The following is a 14,802-nucleotide window of genomic DNA, read 5'->3' as shown; positions in this document are numbered from 1 at the left end:
AAACCGGGCTTGAACCGGGCTAATGGCCGGGTTTTCCCTGCACACCCTCCACCAGCCAGTTCATGCCCAGAATCTGGGCGTCGCTCAGCGTCTGGCCCTTTTCGATCACCGGGTGACCTTCGTTGTCCCGCACCACCTGGGTGGCGTGAAACGGGTGCAAGGTGCCCCGGGCAATGTCTTTCTGGCGTGCCAGCACCTCCGCCTGCACGGCCTTGGGTACTTTGGAGCCAAAGTCACCCACGCGGATCATGCCCTCGCGCACGCCACCCCACACGGTGCCGCTTTTCCAGGTACCGGCCAGCACGGCGCGGGCGCGCCGGATGTAGTAGTCGCCCCACTGGTGGGTGACGGCCACGATCTGGGCATCGGGCGCGATCTTGCGCATGTCGGAGTGGTAGGCCACGGCCAGCTTGCCGCGCTCCTGGGCAGCGGCCATGACGGCGGTGGAGCCGGTGTGGAAGGCGATCACGTCCACGTCCTGGTTGAACAGGGTCATGGCCGCATCCCGCTCACGGGTGGGGTTGAACCACTCGTTGAGCCACACCACCTTGACCTGCGCCTGGGGATTGACCGAGCGCATGCCCAGCGTGAAGGCGTTGATGCCCTGCAGCACTTCGGGAATGGGGAAACCCGCCACATACCCCGCCAGATTGCTGCGGGTCATGCGCCCGGCGGCAATGCCGGCCAGGTAGCGTCCCTCGTAATAGCGCGCATTGGCGGCGGCTACGTTGGGCGCTGTCTTGTAGCCGGTGATGGACTCGAACTTCACGTCCGGGAACTCCTGCGCCACTGTGAGCGTGGGCTCCATGTAGCCAAAGCTGGGCGTGAAGATGAGTGTGTAGCCCTGGCGTGCCAGGTCGCGGATGACACGCTCGGCGTCCGGCCCTTCGGCCACGTTTTCCACGTAGCGGGTCTGCACAGCCTTGCCCAGGGCGGCCTCCAGGGCCAGGCGCCCCTGCTCGTGCTGGCGCACCCAGCCGGCGTCGGTCAGGGGCGTAACGTACACAAAGCCGACCTTCAACGGTGCGGCTGGGGGCGTGTCCGGGGTCTGGGAATAGGCACCCACAGGTGCGAGCGAGAAAGCACAGGCCGCCACGAACGTGGCTGCGAGGTTTTTGTACATGGTGGTCCTCTACATGGCTCCGGTACACAAAAAACAAGGCCCGCCGGAGCAGCGGGCCTTGGGACGGATTTTAACCGTTGCCGCCCATCGCGGGCTACTCGAAGGTCTCGAACACCGCGTCCAGGCGCTCCACATACTGCTTGCGCCGGGCCTCTCCGATGAAGCTGGCGTCAAAGCTGTTGCGCGCCAGCTGGTAGGCGTGCTGCGCCGTCATCCCCAGGGCGGCAAAGGTCTGGGTGAAGTTCTCGTTGATGTAGCCGCCAAAGTAGGCCGGATCATCGGAATTGACGGTGGCCACAATGCCAGCGTCCAGCATGCGCTTGAGCGTGTGCTGCTCCAGCGTGGGAAACACCCGCAGCTTGAGATTGGACAGCGGGCACACGGTCAGCGGCATGCGTTCGGCCACCAGGCGCTGCATGAGCGCCGCGTCGTGGATGGCCTGCACGCCGTGGTCGATGCGCTCGACCTTGAGCACATCCAGCGCACTCCAGATGTAGGCTGGCGGGGCCTCCTCGCCGGCGTGGGCCACCTGCCGGAAACCCAGCTCCCGGGCGCGCGCGAACACGCGGGCGAACTTTTCGGGCGGATGTCCGACCTCACTTGAGGCCAGGCCAATGCCCACCAGCTTGTCACGCAGCGGCAAGGCCTGCTCCAGGCACTCGAAGGCTTCGCGCTCGCTGAGGTGCCGCAAAAAGCAGAGGATCAGCGAGGCCGACAGGCCATAGCGGGCCGGCGCCTCTTCACAGGCGCGGTACAGCCCGTTGATGACGGTCTCGGTGCTCAGGCCATGGCCCGTGTGGGTCTGGGTGTCGAAGAAAATCTCGGTGTGCACCACGTTGTCGGCCTGCGCGCGCTCCAGGTAGGCGCAGGTCATGTCGAAAAAGTCCTGCTCCGTCTTGAGCACCGTGGTGCCGGCGTGGTAGATGTCCAGGAAACTCTGCAGGTTGTCGAACACGTAGGCCTGGCGCAGCGCCTCCACGCTGGGGTAGGCCAGCGCCACCCCATTGCGCTGGCCCATGGCAAACAGCAGCTCGGGCTCCAGCGAACCTTCGATGTGCATGTGCAACTCGGCCTTGGGCATGCGCCGCAGCAGTTCGGGCAGGCGCTCCGGGGAAATAGCTCGGTAGGGCATGGAACTCGCTCAGGAACGGGAAATGGCCTGCAGGCCATGGGCCAGCACCGGGTCATACAGCGAAACGACCGCGCCCACGATGATCAGGGCCGGAGCCTGGATGCGGTGGCGAGCGGCGACGTCGACAATGGTGTCCAACGTGCCCACCACCGTCTGCTGGTCGGCGCGGGTGGCATTGCGCACCAGCGCCACCGGCGTGTCCGCCGGCATGCCGTGCAGCTCCAGCTGTTCGGCAATGCCGGCCAGCCCGCCAACCCCCATGTAGATCACCACGGTCTGGAACGGGCGGGCCAGCATGGGCCAGTCCAGCCCGATCGATCCGTCCTTGCGGTGGCCGGTCACGAACACGCAGCTCTGGGCAAAATCCCGGTGCGTCAGCGGAATGCCGGTATCGGCGCACGCGCCCAGTGCCGCCGTAATTCCGGGCACCACCTCCGCGGGCACCCCCGCGGCAACAATCACACTGAGTTCCTCGCCGCCACGCCCGAAGACAAAGGGGTCCCCCCCCTTGAGGCGCACCACCCGCCGGCCCCGCTGGGCCTGGGCAATGAGCAGCAGGGTGATTTCATCTTGTGGGACCGAATGGTTGGACGACTCCTTGCCCACGTAAATGCGCTCCACGTGGTCGGGAATCAGGGCCAGCACCCCGGCGCCTACCAGGTTGTCGTAGACCACGACGTCGGCCTCCGCCAGGCGGCGCGCCGCCTTCAGCGTCAACAGATCGGGGTCGCCAGGGCCGGCTCCCACCAGGCTGACCCGCCCGGCCGCGCCTGTGCCTTCGGATGGCTCAAGCAATATGGATGTAGGAACCGTGGCATTCATGACGTTCACCTTTGCTTGTCCTGTATTTATAAGATGCAATTTAATTGCATCAATGGTCCACGAATATTGACTCAGGTCAAAGCCAATCCAAAGTCACCCGTCAAAATTGTTACTATGCCACATCAATCCACCCTCTGGAGGAGAGCAACATGAAGCGTGGCTTCGCCCTGGGTCTGGGCGTGTGCTGGAGCATTTTCTCGCTGTCGTTGTGCAACGCCGGCGAGATTTCGCCCGAGCACGCCTCCCAGCTGGTGCGCCTGGTCCGGCAGGACTGCGGGTCCTGCCACGGCCTGCGCCTGACCGGCGGGCTGGGCTCCCCGCTGCTTCCCCAGGACCTGGAAGGGAAACCCGCATCGTCCCTGGTAGCCACCATCCTGGATGGCCGAAAGGGCACCCCCATGCCCCCCTGGCGCGGGCTGTTAACAGAACAGGAAGCTCAATGGATCGTCGAACATTTGCAAGCCGGATTTCCCACCGAGTAGCCGCCCTGCTGGGCGCCACGCTGGCCAGCGCCGCTTTGCTGGCCCCAACCGCCCAGGCGGCCGAGCCGCAACCCGTGTTGCGGGGCACCGGCGACCTGGGAATCGTCATTGAACGCGCCATCGGCCAGGTCCAGATTGTCGACACCACCGCCCGCACCCGCATTGCCACGGTCGCCGGGCTGGGGGACCTCTCCCACGCATCGGCCGTCTTCTCCCGCGATGGCCGCTATGCCTACGTTTTTGGCCGCGACGGCGGCCTGTCCAAAATTGACCTGCTGACCGCCACGCTGGTGCGGCGTGTAGTCCAGGCCGGCAACTCCATCGGAGGCGCCATCTCGCAGGACGGCCGCTTTGTGGCCGCGCAAAACTACGAGCCCGGCGGCGTACGCATTTTTGATGCCCAGACACTGGCGCCGGTGGCCGACATTCCCGCCCGCTACGGCGACGCGGGGCAGACCTCCAAGGTGGTCGGCTTGGCCGACGCCCCGGGCGTCGGATTCGTCTTTTCGCTGTTCGAGGCCGGGGAAATCTGGGTGGCAGACCTCTCCGCGGACCCGGCCCACCCCACCATCACCCGCTATACCGGGATTGGCAAGCAGCCGTATGACGGCCTGATCACCCCCGACGGCCGCTACTACCTGGCCGGGCTGTTCGGCGAGGACGGCCTGGCCATGCTCGACCTGTGGCAACCCCAGCGCGGCGTGCGCAAGGTGCTGGCCGGCTACGGCCGCGGCGAAGAACCCTTGCCGGTGTACAAGATGCCGCACCTGCGCGGCTGGGCCATGGCGGACGGTCGCCTCTACCTGCCAGCCATCGGCCGGCATGAGGTGCTGGTGGTGGACACCCGCACCTGGCAGGAGGTGGGGCGCATCGCCGTCAAGGGCCAGCCCGTGTTTGTCATGGCGCGCCCGGACGGGCGCGAAATCTGGGTCAACTTTGCCCACCCGGACAACAGCCACGTACAGGTCATTGACACCCTGACCCAGAAAATCACCCACAACCTGGAGCCGGGCAAGGTCGTCCTGCACATGGAGTTCACACCCCGGGGCGAAGCCGTGTGGATCAGTGCCCGGGACGACAACAAGGTCGTCGTGATGGACACGCGCACCCACCGCCCGATTACCGAGCTGCCGGCGGAGTCGCCCTCGGGCATCCTGTTCACGGTGCGCGCCGGTCGCACCGGTTTCTGACGCCATGCCCAACGCCGCCGCGTCGCCGCTGGAATTCCGGGTACTCAACGAGTACCAGCGCGGCTTTCCGCTGTGCAGCGCGCCCTTTGCCCGCATAGCGCAGGAACTAGAGAGCACCGAGGCCGCCGTACTGGCCGCCTGTGCCAGCTTGCAGCAGGAGGGCCGCATTTCCCGCGTGGGTGCGGTCTTCGCGCCCCGGCGCATCGGCGCCAGCACCCTGGCCGCCCTCTGTGTGCCGCCCGAGCGCCTGGCAGAGGTGGCCGCCACGGTCAGCCGGTTCCCGGAGGTCAACCACAACTACGAACGTGAGCACCGCTACAACCTGTGGTTCGTGGTGACGGCCAGCTCGGCGCAGCGACTGGCCTGCGTGCTCGCCGAGATCGAGGCCCAATGCCAGTCGCCCGTGTTGCGCCTGCCGCTGGAAGAGGAATACCACATCGATCTGGGGTTCCGGCTGGAACACGACGGCACCTGTGCGCCCACGGGCGTGGCCACGCCCAAACCCGCCCACGCACCCGCCAGCCCCGCGAACGCCGTGGCACTGGACACCGATGGACAGGCCCTGGTCAATGCCCTGCAAGGCGGTTTGCCGTTGGTGCCGCAGCCCTACCGCCAGCTGGCCCGGCAACTGCACTGTACCGAGCAGCAGGTTCTGGAGCAACTCGCGTCCTGGCTGGACCTAGGCATCCTGAAACGCTTCGGCGTCGTGGTCCGCCACCACGAGCTGGGCTACACCGCCAACGCCATGGTGGTGCACGACATTCCCGATGCCCTGGTTTCCGAGCTGGGCCGGCAGCTGGGGCAGCACCCTGGCGTGACCCTGTGCTACCGGCGCCCGCGCGTGGCGCCGGATTGGCCCTACAACCTGTTCTGCATGGTGCATGGCCGCGACCGCAACGTAGTTGAGCAACAGATTGCAGAATTGCGCGCCCGCCATGCCTTGCAGGGCTACCCGCACGCGGTGCTTTTTTCACGTACCCGCTACAAGCAGCAAGGCGCCTACTATGCCAATGCCACCCCCGCGGACCCGCAACCCAACACCCTGGCAGCCTGACCCATGGATGCCATAGACCGCGCCATCATCGACAACCTGCAGGGCGGGTTTCCGCTGTGCCCGTCGCCCTACGCACAGGTTGCCGAAAAAATAGGCATCGACGAAGCCACCCTGCTGGCGCGCCTGCAGCACTTGCTCGACACCCGGGTTCTCACCCGCTTTGGCCCCATGTTCCAGGTCGAACGCATGGGCGGCGCCTTTGTCCTGGCGGCCCTGCAGGTGCCCGAAGAGCGGTTTGAGGAAGTCAACCAGGCCGTCAACGCCTTTGCCGAGGTTGCCCACAACTACCGGCGCGAGCACGCCCTCAACATGTGGTTCGTGCTGGCTACCCGCACGCCGCAGGACATTGCGGCCACCATCCGGAAAATTGAGGCCGCCACCCAGCTCACGGTCTACGCGTTTCCCAAGGAGCGCGAGTACTTTGTTGAAATGAAATTGCCGGTGATCACATGACACACGCACTGGACGCAACCGACCAAAGGCTGATTGTCGCCACGCAGGGTGGCCTGCCGCTGGTGGCACACCCCTACCAGGCCGTTGCCGAACAGCTGGGCCTGAGTGAAGCCGAAGTGCTGCAGCGCCTGCAGGGCCTGCTCGACCGCGGCATCATCCGGCGCATCGGCGCCGTTCCCAACCATTACGCCATCGGCTATGCCGCCAACGGCATGAGCGTATGGGACGTGGCCGACGAGCAGGTCGACCGCCTGGGCGAACAGGTGGGCGCCCTGGCCTTCGTGACCCACAGCTACCGCCGGCCACGCCACCTGCCTGCCTGGCCCTACAACCTGTTTGCCATGCTGCACGGCGCCACCCGCGAAGAGGTGCGCAACCAGGCCGGGCAGATTGCGGCCCTGCTGGGCCCCCATTGCCGCCAGCACGACATCCTGTTCTCCACCCAGATTCTCAAGAAAACCGGCCTGCGCCTGGCGGCGTGACGCCGCCCGCCCCTACAACCGTCCATCCCAGATCCCAACCGGAGTAGACCCCATGTTTCGCATCTCCCAGTACCTCAAGGAAATCACCAACCCCACCCCCATGGGACGTGGCCACCAGCCCACCGGCCCGGTGGTCATCTGGAACCTGATCCGCCGCTGCAACCTGACCTGCCTGCACTGCTACTCCATCTCGACCGACAAGGATTTCCCCAACGAGTTGAGCCACGCGGAAGTCACCACGGTGATGAAAGACCTGAAGACCTATGGCGTTCCGGTCTTGATCCTGTCCGGTGGCGAACCGCTGCTGCGCCCGGACATTTTCGAGATTGCCAACGAGGCCAAAGCCATGGGCTTCTATGTCGGCCTGTCCACCAACGGCACCCTGATCGATGCGCCCATGGCCAAGCGCATCGCCGCGGTGGGCTTCAACTACGTGGGCATCAGCCTGGACGGCATCTCCAAGACGCACGATCTCTTTCGTCGCAAGGAGGGCGCATTTGATCTCTCCCTGAATGCCATCCGCGAGTTGCGCGCCATTGACGTCAAGGTGGGCGTGCGCTACACCATGACGCAGGACAACGCCCATGACCTGCCCAACCTGCTGCAACTCACCGAAGACGAGGACATCGACAAGTTCTATTTCTCGCACCTCAACTACGCCGGCCGTGGCAAGAAAAACCGCGACACCGATGCCCACTACCGCACCACCCGCGATGCCATGGACCTGCTGTTCGAAACCGGCCTGCGCTGGAACGCATCCAGCACCCCGCGCGAGCTGGTGACCGGCAACAACGACGCTGACGGCGTGTACCTGCTGCAGTGGGCACAAAAGCGGTTCCCCGAATCGGTGCCCCACCTGCGCCAGAAGCTGGAGCAATGGGGCGGAAACTCCAGCGGCGTGAACGTGGCCAACATCGACAACCTGGGCAAGGTGCACCCCGACACCATGTGGTGGCACCACACGCTGGGCAACGTGCGCGAGCGGCCGTTCTCGCAGATCTGGAATGATGTCTCGGACCCGCTGATGGCCGGGCTCAAGGCCAAGCCGCGCACGGTGACGGGGCGCTGCGGAGAATGCGCCTATTTCAGCATCTGCAACGGCAACACCCGCGTGCGGGCGCACCAGACCACGGGCGACTTCTGGGCGGAGGACCCGGGCTGCTACCTGACCGACGCTGAAATCGGCATCACCTCGGTGGTGCCAGCATGAAGTGGCTACCCCTGACCCTGCTCACGCTGCTGATCGCCATCAGCGGACCCGTCTTGGCCGCCGACACGGTGGATGCCTCCGCCGTCTTCCAGCAGCGCTGCGCCTCCTGCCATGGCGCCGACCGACTGGGCGGAACCGGGCCCGCGCTGCTGCCGGAAAACCTGGAACGTCTGCGCCGCCCCGAGGCCCTGCGCGTCATCCGCGAAGGCCGCACCGCCACGCAGATGGCCGGCTTCCAGGGCGTGCTGGGTGATGCCGAAATCCAGGCGCTGGCCGCCTGGATCTACACACCCGTCACCCCGCAACCGGTGTGGAACGAGGCCGAAATCCGGGCCTCGCGCGTTGTGCACCATGCCCCCGGCACCTTGCCCGACCACCCCGCCTTCAAGGCCGACCCGCTCAACCTGTTTGTGGTGGTGGAAGCCGGTGACCACCACGTCAGCGTGCTCGACGGCGACAAGCTGGAAGTGATCGGTCGCACGCCAACACGCTTTGCCCTGCACGGCGGACCGAAGTTTTCGCCCGACGGCCGCTACGTGTACTTCGGCTCGCGTGACGGCTGGGTGTCCAAATATGACCTCTGGAACCTGAAGACCGTCGTCGAGGTGCGCGCCGGCATCAACGCCCGCAACGTGGCGGTGTCGAACGACGGCAAATGGGTTCTGGTGGGCAACTACCTGCCCCATTCCGTGGTGGTGCTGGACGCAGAACTGAACTTCGTCAAATCCATCCCCACCACCAGTCTGGACGGCAAGCACAGCTCCCGGGTGTCTGCCGTGTACGACGCTGCCCCGCGCAAGAGTTTCATCGTGGCGCTCAAGGACATTCCTGAGTTGTGGGAAGTCAGCTACGACCCCAACGCCGAGCCCATCTACGACGGCTACGTGCACGACTACAAGATGAAGGAGGCCATTGCCAAGCCCGGTTTCCTCAACCCGCGGCGCACGCCGCTGGAAGACATCCTGGATGACTTCTTTTTTGACGACAGCTATGCCAATGTGTTCGGCGCCACCCGCCCCGACGGCAACGGCGTAGGCAAGGGGCAGGTGGTCAACCTCAATGCCCGGCGCAAGATTGCCGACCTGGACCTCCCGGGCATGCCCCACCTGGGCTCCGGCATCGCATTCGACTGGAAAGGCCGCCGCGTCATGGCCACGCCCAACCTGAAGGAAGGCGTGATCAGCCTCATCGACACCAAGGACTGGAAAACCGTCGGTAGCGTCACCACCCTGGGCCCGGGCTTCTTCCTGCGCAGCCATGAAAAATCCCGCTACGCCTTTGCCGACGCCATGATGAGCCCCACCGCCAAGGACACCCTGATCGCCATCGACAAGGACACCCTGGCCATTGCCGCCCGGCTGCGCCCCGTGCCCGGCAAGACGTTTGCCCACATGGAGTTCACCCGCGACGGGCGCTATGCGCTGGCCAGCCTGATGGAGACCGATGGCGCCATCATCGTCTACGACGCGCAGACGCTGCAGGAAGTCAAACGCCTGCCCATGAACAAGCCCATCGGCAAATACAACGTCTGGAACAAGATCAGCCGCTCCGAGGGCACCAGCCACTGAGCCCCGAGGCACGGCCCGTGCCGTGCCGTGCCTGGAGTTTCAGTTGTCCAGTACCCGGATCTGCAGCAGCCGGCGGCGGCTGGCGTTGGCCGTGCTGCTGTAGACCCCCGGTTGCGCCGCACTGCCGCTGGTTGCGATCGTGACCCACTGGCGCAGCGGTGCGGTCACGGTAGTGACCAGCTGCTGGCGCCCCGTGGCTGGCAGCTCCGAACCGGTGCGCTCATCCACCGCGGCCGTCTGCACCTCCACCTCCACACGCGCCGGCTGCTTGCCGCCCGGCCAGCGGGGCGTCACCGCCAGACTCTGCCCGGCCTCCATCCAGGTCACCGCCTGTGTCACCCCACCGCCGCTGCTGCTGGCGGTGGCGCCACCGACGTTCAATGACGACGTCTGCCCCTCCACCTTTTGCGCCCACAGCACGGGCATGGACTGGGTCATCTGCAGGCGGGCTTTTTCGCCATTGCGAACCCGGACCTGCTGCGGGGCAAACCCCGCCTCGCGCGGCGTCGTGCCGACGGAATAGCCTCCCGACTCGTCTCCCTCCTGCACCTGACGCAACTCCACCGTGAGGTCACGCCGGGGCAATTCCGCCAGGGCCGCCAGCGGCGCCAGGCACACCAGACCGGCAACGGCCCAGGATCGGAAGGAACGGGTCTGCATGGATAGGCCTTGTCTCATGGTTGATCTCCAGTACACCATTGTCTGCTCACGCCGCGGCCGGGCCATCGGCACTCGCCTGCACCGGCATGCGCAGGTCGTCCAGGTAATCCCGGGCAATGTTGACGGTACCGGCCACGCCGAGCGATGCGTGGTGCCGGCTCATCCACTCCCGGGCGCAGTCCCGCCCCAGTTCGTGCAGGGACTTGATCAGCTTGGCATCGGTCGAGGTCTTGGTGGAGGCGCTGAACTGCTCCAGGGCCTGGCCACCGTCAATGCGGTGCATCAGCACATCCTTGTAATGGGTGGGATCAAGCTTGCCCTCTTTCAGCAGGCGCTTGACGAAATCAATGGCCCGCATTTCCGCAATGAGCGCGGCGTTGAACGTGATTTCATTCAGGCGGTCCATGATGTCGCTGGCGTTGGTGGGCAACTTGTCGCGGCGGATGGGATTGATCTGCACCAGCATGATGTCGCGGCTGGCGCACTGGTAGATCAGCGGGTGGATGGCGGGATTGCCCGAGTAGCCTCCGTCCCAGAAATGGTCGCCCTCGATCTCCACCGCCTGGAACACCATGGGCAGGCACGCCGAGGCCATGACAGCCTTGGCCGTCAGCCGCCGGCCCGAAAATACCTCGGCCTTGCCGGTCGTCACACGGGTGGCCACCACAAACACCTTGAGTGCCTGGAGATCGGCCAGACGTTCAAAATCCACCTGGCTTTCCAGAAAATTCTTCAGCGGATTGAGGTCAAACGGATTGCTCTGGTACGGCGACAGCGTGCTGGACCAGGCCCGCGTCATGGCGTCGGCCCACAGCGCCGTCGGGTTGCTGCTGCCACCCAACTGGCCAAACAGCAGGTCAAACGGCGCGCGCTGCGCCTGCCCCAGCACCCCCATGGCCACAATCCCGTTCCAGAAATTGGCCAGCGATTCCCGGGCGGCCTCGCGAGCATCGGCCTGCGGCTTGCCCAGGCTCTGCGCAAAGCCATGGGCCAGCGCCACCGCATTCATGGCTCCGGCACTGGTGCCGCTGATGCCTTCCAGGGCAATGCGGCCATCTTCCAGCAGGGCGTCGAGCACCCCCCAGGTGAAGGCACCATGCGAGCCGCCCCCCTGCAAGGCCAGGTTGAGCCGGTTGGCGGAGCCATCGGCGGCGTGCGTCGCGCGTTCCAGTGGGGGTGTGCTCATGCCGCAAGGGTAGCAAATTCCCGTTACCGAACTGGCATGATTACCCCATGAATCCACGCGAACCCAGTCTGCTGCACGCCAGCCACCCCTTTGCCACCTACTTCGCCGCCACCCGGCCCGCATTTCTCAGCGTCACGCTGGCCGGCGTCCTGATCGGCCTGGGCGCCGCCAGCGCCGGTGGCCTGGCGATCGACTTGACCAAGGCCGTGCTCACCGTGCTCTTCGCCCTGATGGCCCACGCCGGCGCCAACGTGGTCAACGACTACTACGATGCGCTCAGCGGCACGGATGCAGCCAACCAGGAGCGCCTGTTCCCCTTCACCGGTGGCAGCCGCTTCATCCAGAACGGCGTGCTGAGCCTGCAGGCCACCCGGCTGTTTGGCTACACCTTGCTGGCCGCGGTAATTCCCGCCGGGCTGTGGCTGACCGCCCACTCGGCCAGCGGGCTCCTGCTGATCGGCTTGGCCGGACTGCTGATTGCCTGGGCCTACTCGGCCCCACCGCTGCAGCTGATGGCCCGCGGCGTCGGGGAGCTGGCCATTGTGGGCGGCTGGCTGCTGGTGGTGCTGGGAACGGATTTCGTGCAGCGCGGGGCGTTTGCGGCCCTGCCCCTGGTGGCCGGCCTGCCGTTTGCGCTGCTGGTGGGCGCCATCCTGTACCTCAACCAGTTTCCGGACCGGCTGGCCGATGCCGCGGCCGGCAAACGCACGCTGATCGTGCGCCTGGGCACACAAACGGCGCGCTGGGGCTACCCGCTGCTGACCGGCGCGGCCTACCTCTGGCTGGCGCTGGCGCTGGTGGCGGGGGCTTTGCCAGCGCTGTGTGCGCTGGGCCTGTTGCCCGCCGCACTATCGTTCATCGCATGCCGCAGGCTGCTGCGCCACGCCGACCAGCCGGCACGGCTGACACCGGCCATCCAGGCCACCATTGCCGCCGCCAACGCCAACGGCTTGCTGATGGCACTGGCGCTGGCCCTGAGCCACCGGTCCTGAGCGGCGCCCCTGTCCCGCCTCCGTGCCTTCCATGCCAACCCCACTCTCTGCCATCCCGCAGGCGTTGCGCGCCGCAGCAGCCCGCCTGGCCCCGGTGCTGGCCCGTGTGCGCAACGCCTCCCGCCGGGAAGTGGCCCATGTGCTGCTGGCCGTGCCGGCCCTGGTGCTGGTGTATGTGCTGGTGCTGATTCCGTTTACCCCCAGCATCCGCGACATCCGCAAAGTGGCCACGGAGCAGCCGGCGCACATCCTCTCGGCCGACGGCAAGCTGCTGGCCGAGTTCAAGCCGTCCAACCGCGAATGGGTGGCACTGTCCGACGTTTCGCCGCATGTGATCGACGCCCTGATCGCCACGGAAGACCACCGCTTCTACACGCACCACGGTCTGGACTGGCGCCGCACCGGAGCGGCGCTGCTCAGCACCTTTGGCGGCACCCGCCAGGGCGGCTCCACCCTGACCCAGCAGCTGGCACGCAACCTGTACCCCGAAGACATTGGCCGCTCGCCCACCCTCACGCGCAAGATCAAGGAAGCCATCACCGCGCTGAAGATCGAATTCGTCTACTCCAAGGACGAAATCCTGGAGACCTACCTCAACACGGTTCCCTTTCTCTACAACGCCTACGGCATCGAGATGGCAGCGCGCACCTATTTCGGCACCTCGGCCCACGCGCTGGACGTGCTGGAAAGCGCCACCCTCATCGGCATGCTCAAGGGCAACAGCTACTACAACCCGGTGCTGAACCCTGAACGCGCCCTGCAGCGCCGCAACACCGTGCTCGCGCAGCTGGTCAAGCGCGAGAAGCTGGCGCCGGCCCAGTACGAATCGCTGCGCAAGAAGCCCCTGAACATCGACTTTGAACGGCAGACCGAGCCGGCGGGGCCCGCCCCCCATTTCGCCCAGCAGGTGCGCAAATGGCTGATCGCCTGGGCCGACCGTAACGACTACAACATCTACAACGACGGGCTGGTCGTGTACACCACCCTGGACTCCCGGCTGCAAGCCCTGGCCAACCAGGCCGTGGCGCGCCAGGGCCGGCTCCTGCAGAACGTGGCCAACGGCGCATGGGCCTCGCGCTCGGCGTGGAGCGCCAGCAGCAGCCTGGTCCAGGCCTTTCTGCGCGAGTCGGCGCCCTACCGCGCTGCCCGTGCCACCGGGCTGACGGACGAACAGGCCCTGCAGCAGCTGCAGACCGACGCGTCCTTCCTGCGCACGCTGCGCCAGCAGAAGACCCTGGTGCAGGCCGGCTTTCTGGCGCTGGACCCGCGCAACGGCCAGGTCAAGGCCTGGGTCGGCAGCCGCGACTTCGAGCAAAGCGCCTTTGACCATGTCCAGCAGGCACGCCGCCAGCCCGGTTCGACCTTCAAGCCCTTCGTGTACGGCGAAGCCTTCCGCCAAGGCAAGAGCCCGGACGACACCCTGGTCGACCAGGCCGTGGAGATCGCCGTTGGCGGGGGTGAGATCTGGCGGCCCGGCGACAGCACGCCCCCCAGTGGTCAGGCGACGCGCCTGCGCGACGCACTGGCCCAGTCAAAGAACACCATTACCGCCCAGCTGATGCAGGAAACCGGCCCGGCCAAGGTGGCCCGCCTCGCCCGCGCCATGGGCGTGCGCCAGAGCAGACTGGAAGAGGTGCCCTCGCTCGCGTTGGGCACCAGCCCGGTCACCCTGAAGGAAATGGTCGCGGCCTACGGCACCATTGCCAACGGCGGCAGCTACACCGAACCGGTGCTGGTCACCCGCATCGAGGACCGCAACGGCCGGGTGATCGAAGCCTTTGCCCCGCCCACCCCGGAGCCGGCCCTCCCGCCGGACGTGACCTACACCCTGCTGGACACCCTGCGGGGTGTCATTGACCGCGGCACCGGAGCCGACATCCGCCGCCGCTTTGGCATCCGTGCCGATGTCGCCGGCAAGACCGGCACCACGCAGGACAACGCCGACGGCTGGTTCATCCTGATGCACCCGCAGCTCGTGGCCGGCGCCTGGGTCGGGTTCGATGACAGCCGCATCACGCTGCGCAGCGACTACTGGGGCCAGGGTGCCCACAGCGCGCTGCCCATGGTGGGTGACTTCTTCGGCAAGGCGCTGCACGCACGCCTCATCGATCCGCGCGCCCGCTTCGAGGAGCCACCCGACAGCAACCCGTTGCGGCGCTGGTTGCGGCAATTCCGCGCCTGGATCGCGGACCTCTTTGCCAGCCCCCCGGCCCAGGCCCCCGCACCGCCGCGCGCTGCGCAGCCGCCGGCGTCGGCACCCGCTGCGCCCGAACTGCCCACCGAACCCGATCCCCTGCAGGAAAAAATAGACCAGCTGCTGCAACAGGAAACCAGCACCCCCGAGGCCGACGCCGCCCCGGCCGAGCCACCGGACATCCGCCCCCAAGGGTCACCGTCCGCCCAATGAAAAGGCCGCTCGAAAGCGGCCTTTTTTGCGACGCGGTACGG

Annotated in this window: 14 protein-coding genes; 9 read left to right on the top strand and 5 right to left on the bottom strand. The window is 66.4% G+C overall.

The annotated features are described in order from the left end of the window. Positions 1-19 precede the first annotated feature (19 nt). The 3 genes from AC1Q5W_RS09115 to cobA form a co-directional block, all read right to left on the bottom strand. A complete protein-coding gene (locus AC1Q5W_RS09115; protein ID WP_492645309.1) occupies positions 20-1,123 on the bottom strand; it encodes a BMP family ABC transporter substrate-binding protein in 1,104 nt (367 codons plus the stop codon). Positions 1,124-1,217: 94 nt separating this feature from the next. Continuing rightward, positions 1,218-2,255 (bottom strand): adenosine deaminase, encoded by a 1,038-nt coding sequence (locus tag AC1Q5W_RS09110; RefSeq protein ID WP_492645308.1) that lies wholly within the window; start codon positions 2,253-2,255, stop codon positions 1,218-1,220. 9 nt (positions 2,256-2,264) lie between these two features. Beyond that, a complete protein-coding gene (cobA, locus tag AC1Q5W_RS09105) occupies positions 2,265-3,077 on the bottom strand; it encodes a uroporphyrinogen-III C-methyltransferase (protein ID WP_492645307.1) in 813 nt (270 codons plus the stop codon). Positions 3,078-3,226: 149 nt separating this feature from the next. Between cobA and AC1Q5W_RS09100 the strand changes: the two genes are divergently transcribed. Genes AC1Q5W_RS09100 through AC1Q5W_RS09070 form a run of 7 tightly spaced genes read left to right on the top strand, consistent with a single transcriptional unit; the run spans position 3,227 to position 9,516 of the window. Next, positions 3,227-3,559, top strand: coding sequence for a c-type cytochrome (locus AC1Q5W_RS09100; protein WP_492645306.1), 333 nt, complete (start codon positions 3,227-3,229; stop codon positions 3,557-3,559). Continuing rightward, positions 3,517-4,749, top strand: coding sequence for a cytochrome D1 domain-containing protein (locus AC1Q5W_RS09095; RefSeq protein ID WP_492645305.1), 1,233 nt, complete (start codon positions 3,517-3,519; stop codon positions 4,747-4,749). Before AC1Q5W_RS09100 ends, AC1Q5W_RS09095 begins: the two co-directional genes overlap by 43 nt. Before the next feature lie 4 nt (positions 4,750-4,753). Then, positions 4,754-5,803: a siroheme decarboxylase subunit beta gene (gene ahbB, locus AC1Q5W_RS09090; protein ID WP_492645304.1), complete on the top strand. Its 1,050-nt coding sequence runs from the start codon at positions 4,754-4,756 to the stop codon at positions 5,801-5,803. Between the two features lie 3 nt (positions 5,804-5,806). Then, the gene (locus AC1Q5W_RS09085; RefSeq protein WP_492645303.1) at positions 5,807-6,256 is read left to right on the top strand and encodes an Lrp/AsnC family transcriptional regulator; all 450 of its coding nucleotides are present in this window, start codon (positions 5,807-5,809) and stop codon (positions 6,254-6,256) included. Continuing rightward, positions 6,253-6,738, top strand: coding sequence for a siroheme decarboxylase subunit beta (gene ahbB, locus AC1Q5W_RS09080; protein ID WP_492645302.1), 486 nt, complete (start codon positions 6,253-6,255; stop codon positions 6,736-6,738). Before AC1Q5W_RS09085 ends, ahbB (AC1Q5W_RS09080) begins: the two co-directional genes overlap by 4 nt. 52 nt (positions 6,739-6,790) lie before the next feature. Continuing rightward, complete coding sequence (gene nirJ / locus AC1Q5W_RS09075) at positions 6,791-7,948, top strand: heme d1 biosynthesis radical SAM protein NirJ (protein ID WP_492645301.1); 1,158 nt, start codon at positions 6,791-6,793, stop codon at positions 7,946-7,948. Further along, positions 7,945-9,516: a cytochrome D1 domain-containing protein gene (locus tag AC1Q5W_RS09070; protein ID WP_492645300.1), complete on the top strand. Its 1,572-nt coding sequence runs from the start codon at positions 7,945-7,947 to the stop codon at positions 9,514-9,516. The genes nirJ and AC1Q5W_RS09070 overlap by 4 nt, the downstream gene beginning before the upstream one ends. 39 nt (positions 9,517-9,555) lie before the next feature. On the opposite strand, the gene AC1Q5W_RS09065 is transcribed toward AC1Q5W_RS09070, so the two are convergent. Both AC1Q5W_RS09065 and AC1Q5W_RS09060 read right to left on the bottom strand, forming a co-directional pair. Then, the gene (locus AC1Q5W_RS09065) at positions 9,556-10,194 is read right to left on the bottom strand and encodes a hypothetical protein (protein ID WP_492645299.1); all 639 of its coding nucleotides are present in this window, start codon (positions 10,192-10,194) and stop codon (positions 9,556-9,558) included. Between the two features lie 28 nt (positions 10,195-10,222). After that, positions 10,223-11,362, bottom strand: coding sequence for a patatin-like phospholipase family protein (locus AC1Q5W_RS09060; protein ID WP_492645298.1), 1,140 nt, complete (start codon positions 11,360-11,362; stop codon positions 10,223-10,225). 47 nt (positions 11,363-11,409) lie between these two features. On the opposite strand from AC1Q5W_RS09060, the gene AC1Q5W_RS09055 reads away from it, so the two are divergent. Both AC1Q5W_RS09055 and AC1Q5W_RS09050 read left to right on the top strand, forming a co-directional pair. Then, on the top strand, positions 11,410-12,354 hold the full coding sequence (locus AC1Q5W_RS09055) for a prenyltransferase (RefSeq protein ID WP_492645297.1): 945 nt from the start codon (positions 11,410-11,412) through the stop codon (positions 12,352-12,354). Between the two features lie 31 nt (positions 12,355-12,385). Next, complete coding sequence (locus tag AC1Q5W_RS09050) at positions 12,386-14,761, top strand: penicillin-binding protein 1A (RefSeq protein WP_492645296.1); 2,376 nt, start codon at positions 12,386-12,388, stop codon at positions 14,759-14,761. The last annotated feature ends 41 nt before the right edge of the window (positions 14,762-14,802 follow it).

The sequence above is a fragment of the Rhodoferax sp. MLSD5-FHT05B10 genome (assembly GCF_058793415.1).
Note: the sequence above shows the minus strand (reverse complement) of the source record. Positions and strands in the feature narration are given on the sequence as shown.

Coding starts and splice junctions, on each gene's coding strand:
- ahbB (WP_492645302.1), top strand. CDS start 6,253: ATGACACACGCACTGGACGCAACCGACCAAAGGCTGATTGTCGCCACG.
- ahbB (WP_492645304.1), top strand. CDS start 4,754: ATGCCCAACGCCGCCGCGTCGCCGCTGGAATTCCGGGTACTCAACGAG.
- nirJ (WP_492645301.1), top strand. CDS start 6,791: ATGTTTCGCATCTCCCAGTACCTCAAGGAAATCACCAACCCCACCCCC.
- AC1Q5W_RS09060 (WP_492645298.1), bottom strand. CDS start 11,362: ATGAGCACACCCCCACTGGAACGCGCGACGCACGCCGCCGATGGCTCC.
- AC1Q5W_RS09065 (WP_492645299.1), bottom strand. CDS start 10,194: ATGAGACAAGGCCTATCCATGCAGACCCGTTCCTTCCGATCCTGGGCC.
- AC1Q5W_RS09050 (WP_492645296.1), top strand. CDS start 12,386: ATGCCAACCCCACTCTCTGCCATCCCGCAGGCGTTGCGCGCCGCAGCA.
- cobA (WP_492645307.1), bottom strand. CDS start 3,077: ATGAATGCCACGGTTCCTACATCCATATTGCTTGAGCCATCCGAAGGC.
- AC1Q5W_RS09085 (WP_492645303.1), top strand. CDS start 5,807: ATGGATGCCATAGACCGCGCCATCATCGACAACCTGCAGGGCGGGTTT.
- AC1Q5W_RS09095 (WP_492645305.1), top strand. CDS start 3,517: ATGGATCGTCGAACATTTGCAAGCCGGATTTCCCACCGAGTAGCCGCC.
- AC1Q5W_RS09110 (WP_492645308.1), bottom strand. CDS start 2,255: ATGCCCTACCGAGCTATTTCCCCGGAGCGCCTGCCCGAACTGCTGCGG.
- AC1Q5W_RS09100 (WP_492645306.1), top strand. CDS start 3,227: ATGAAGCGTGGCTTCGCCCTGGGTCTGGGCGTGTGCTGGAGCATTTTC.
- AC1Q5W_RS09055 (WP_492645297.1), top strand. CDS start 11,410: ATGAATCCACGCGAACCCAGTCTGCTGCACGCCAGCCACCCCTTTGCC.
- AC1Q5W_RS09115 (WP_492645309.1), bottom strand. CDS start 1,123: ATGTACAAAAACCTCGCAGCCACGTTCGTGGCGGCCTGTGCTTTCTCG.
- AC1Q5W_RS09070 (WP_492645300.1), top strand. CDS start 7,945: ATGAAGTGGCTACCCCTGACCCTGCTCACGCTGCTGATCGCCATCAGC.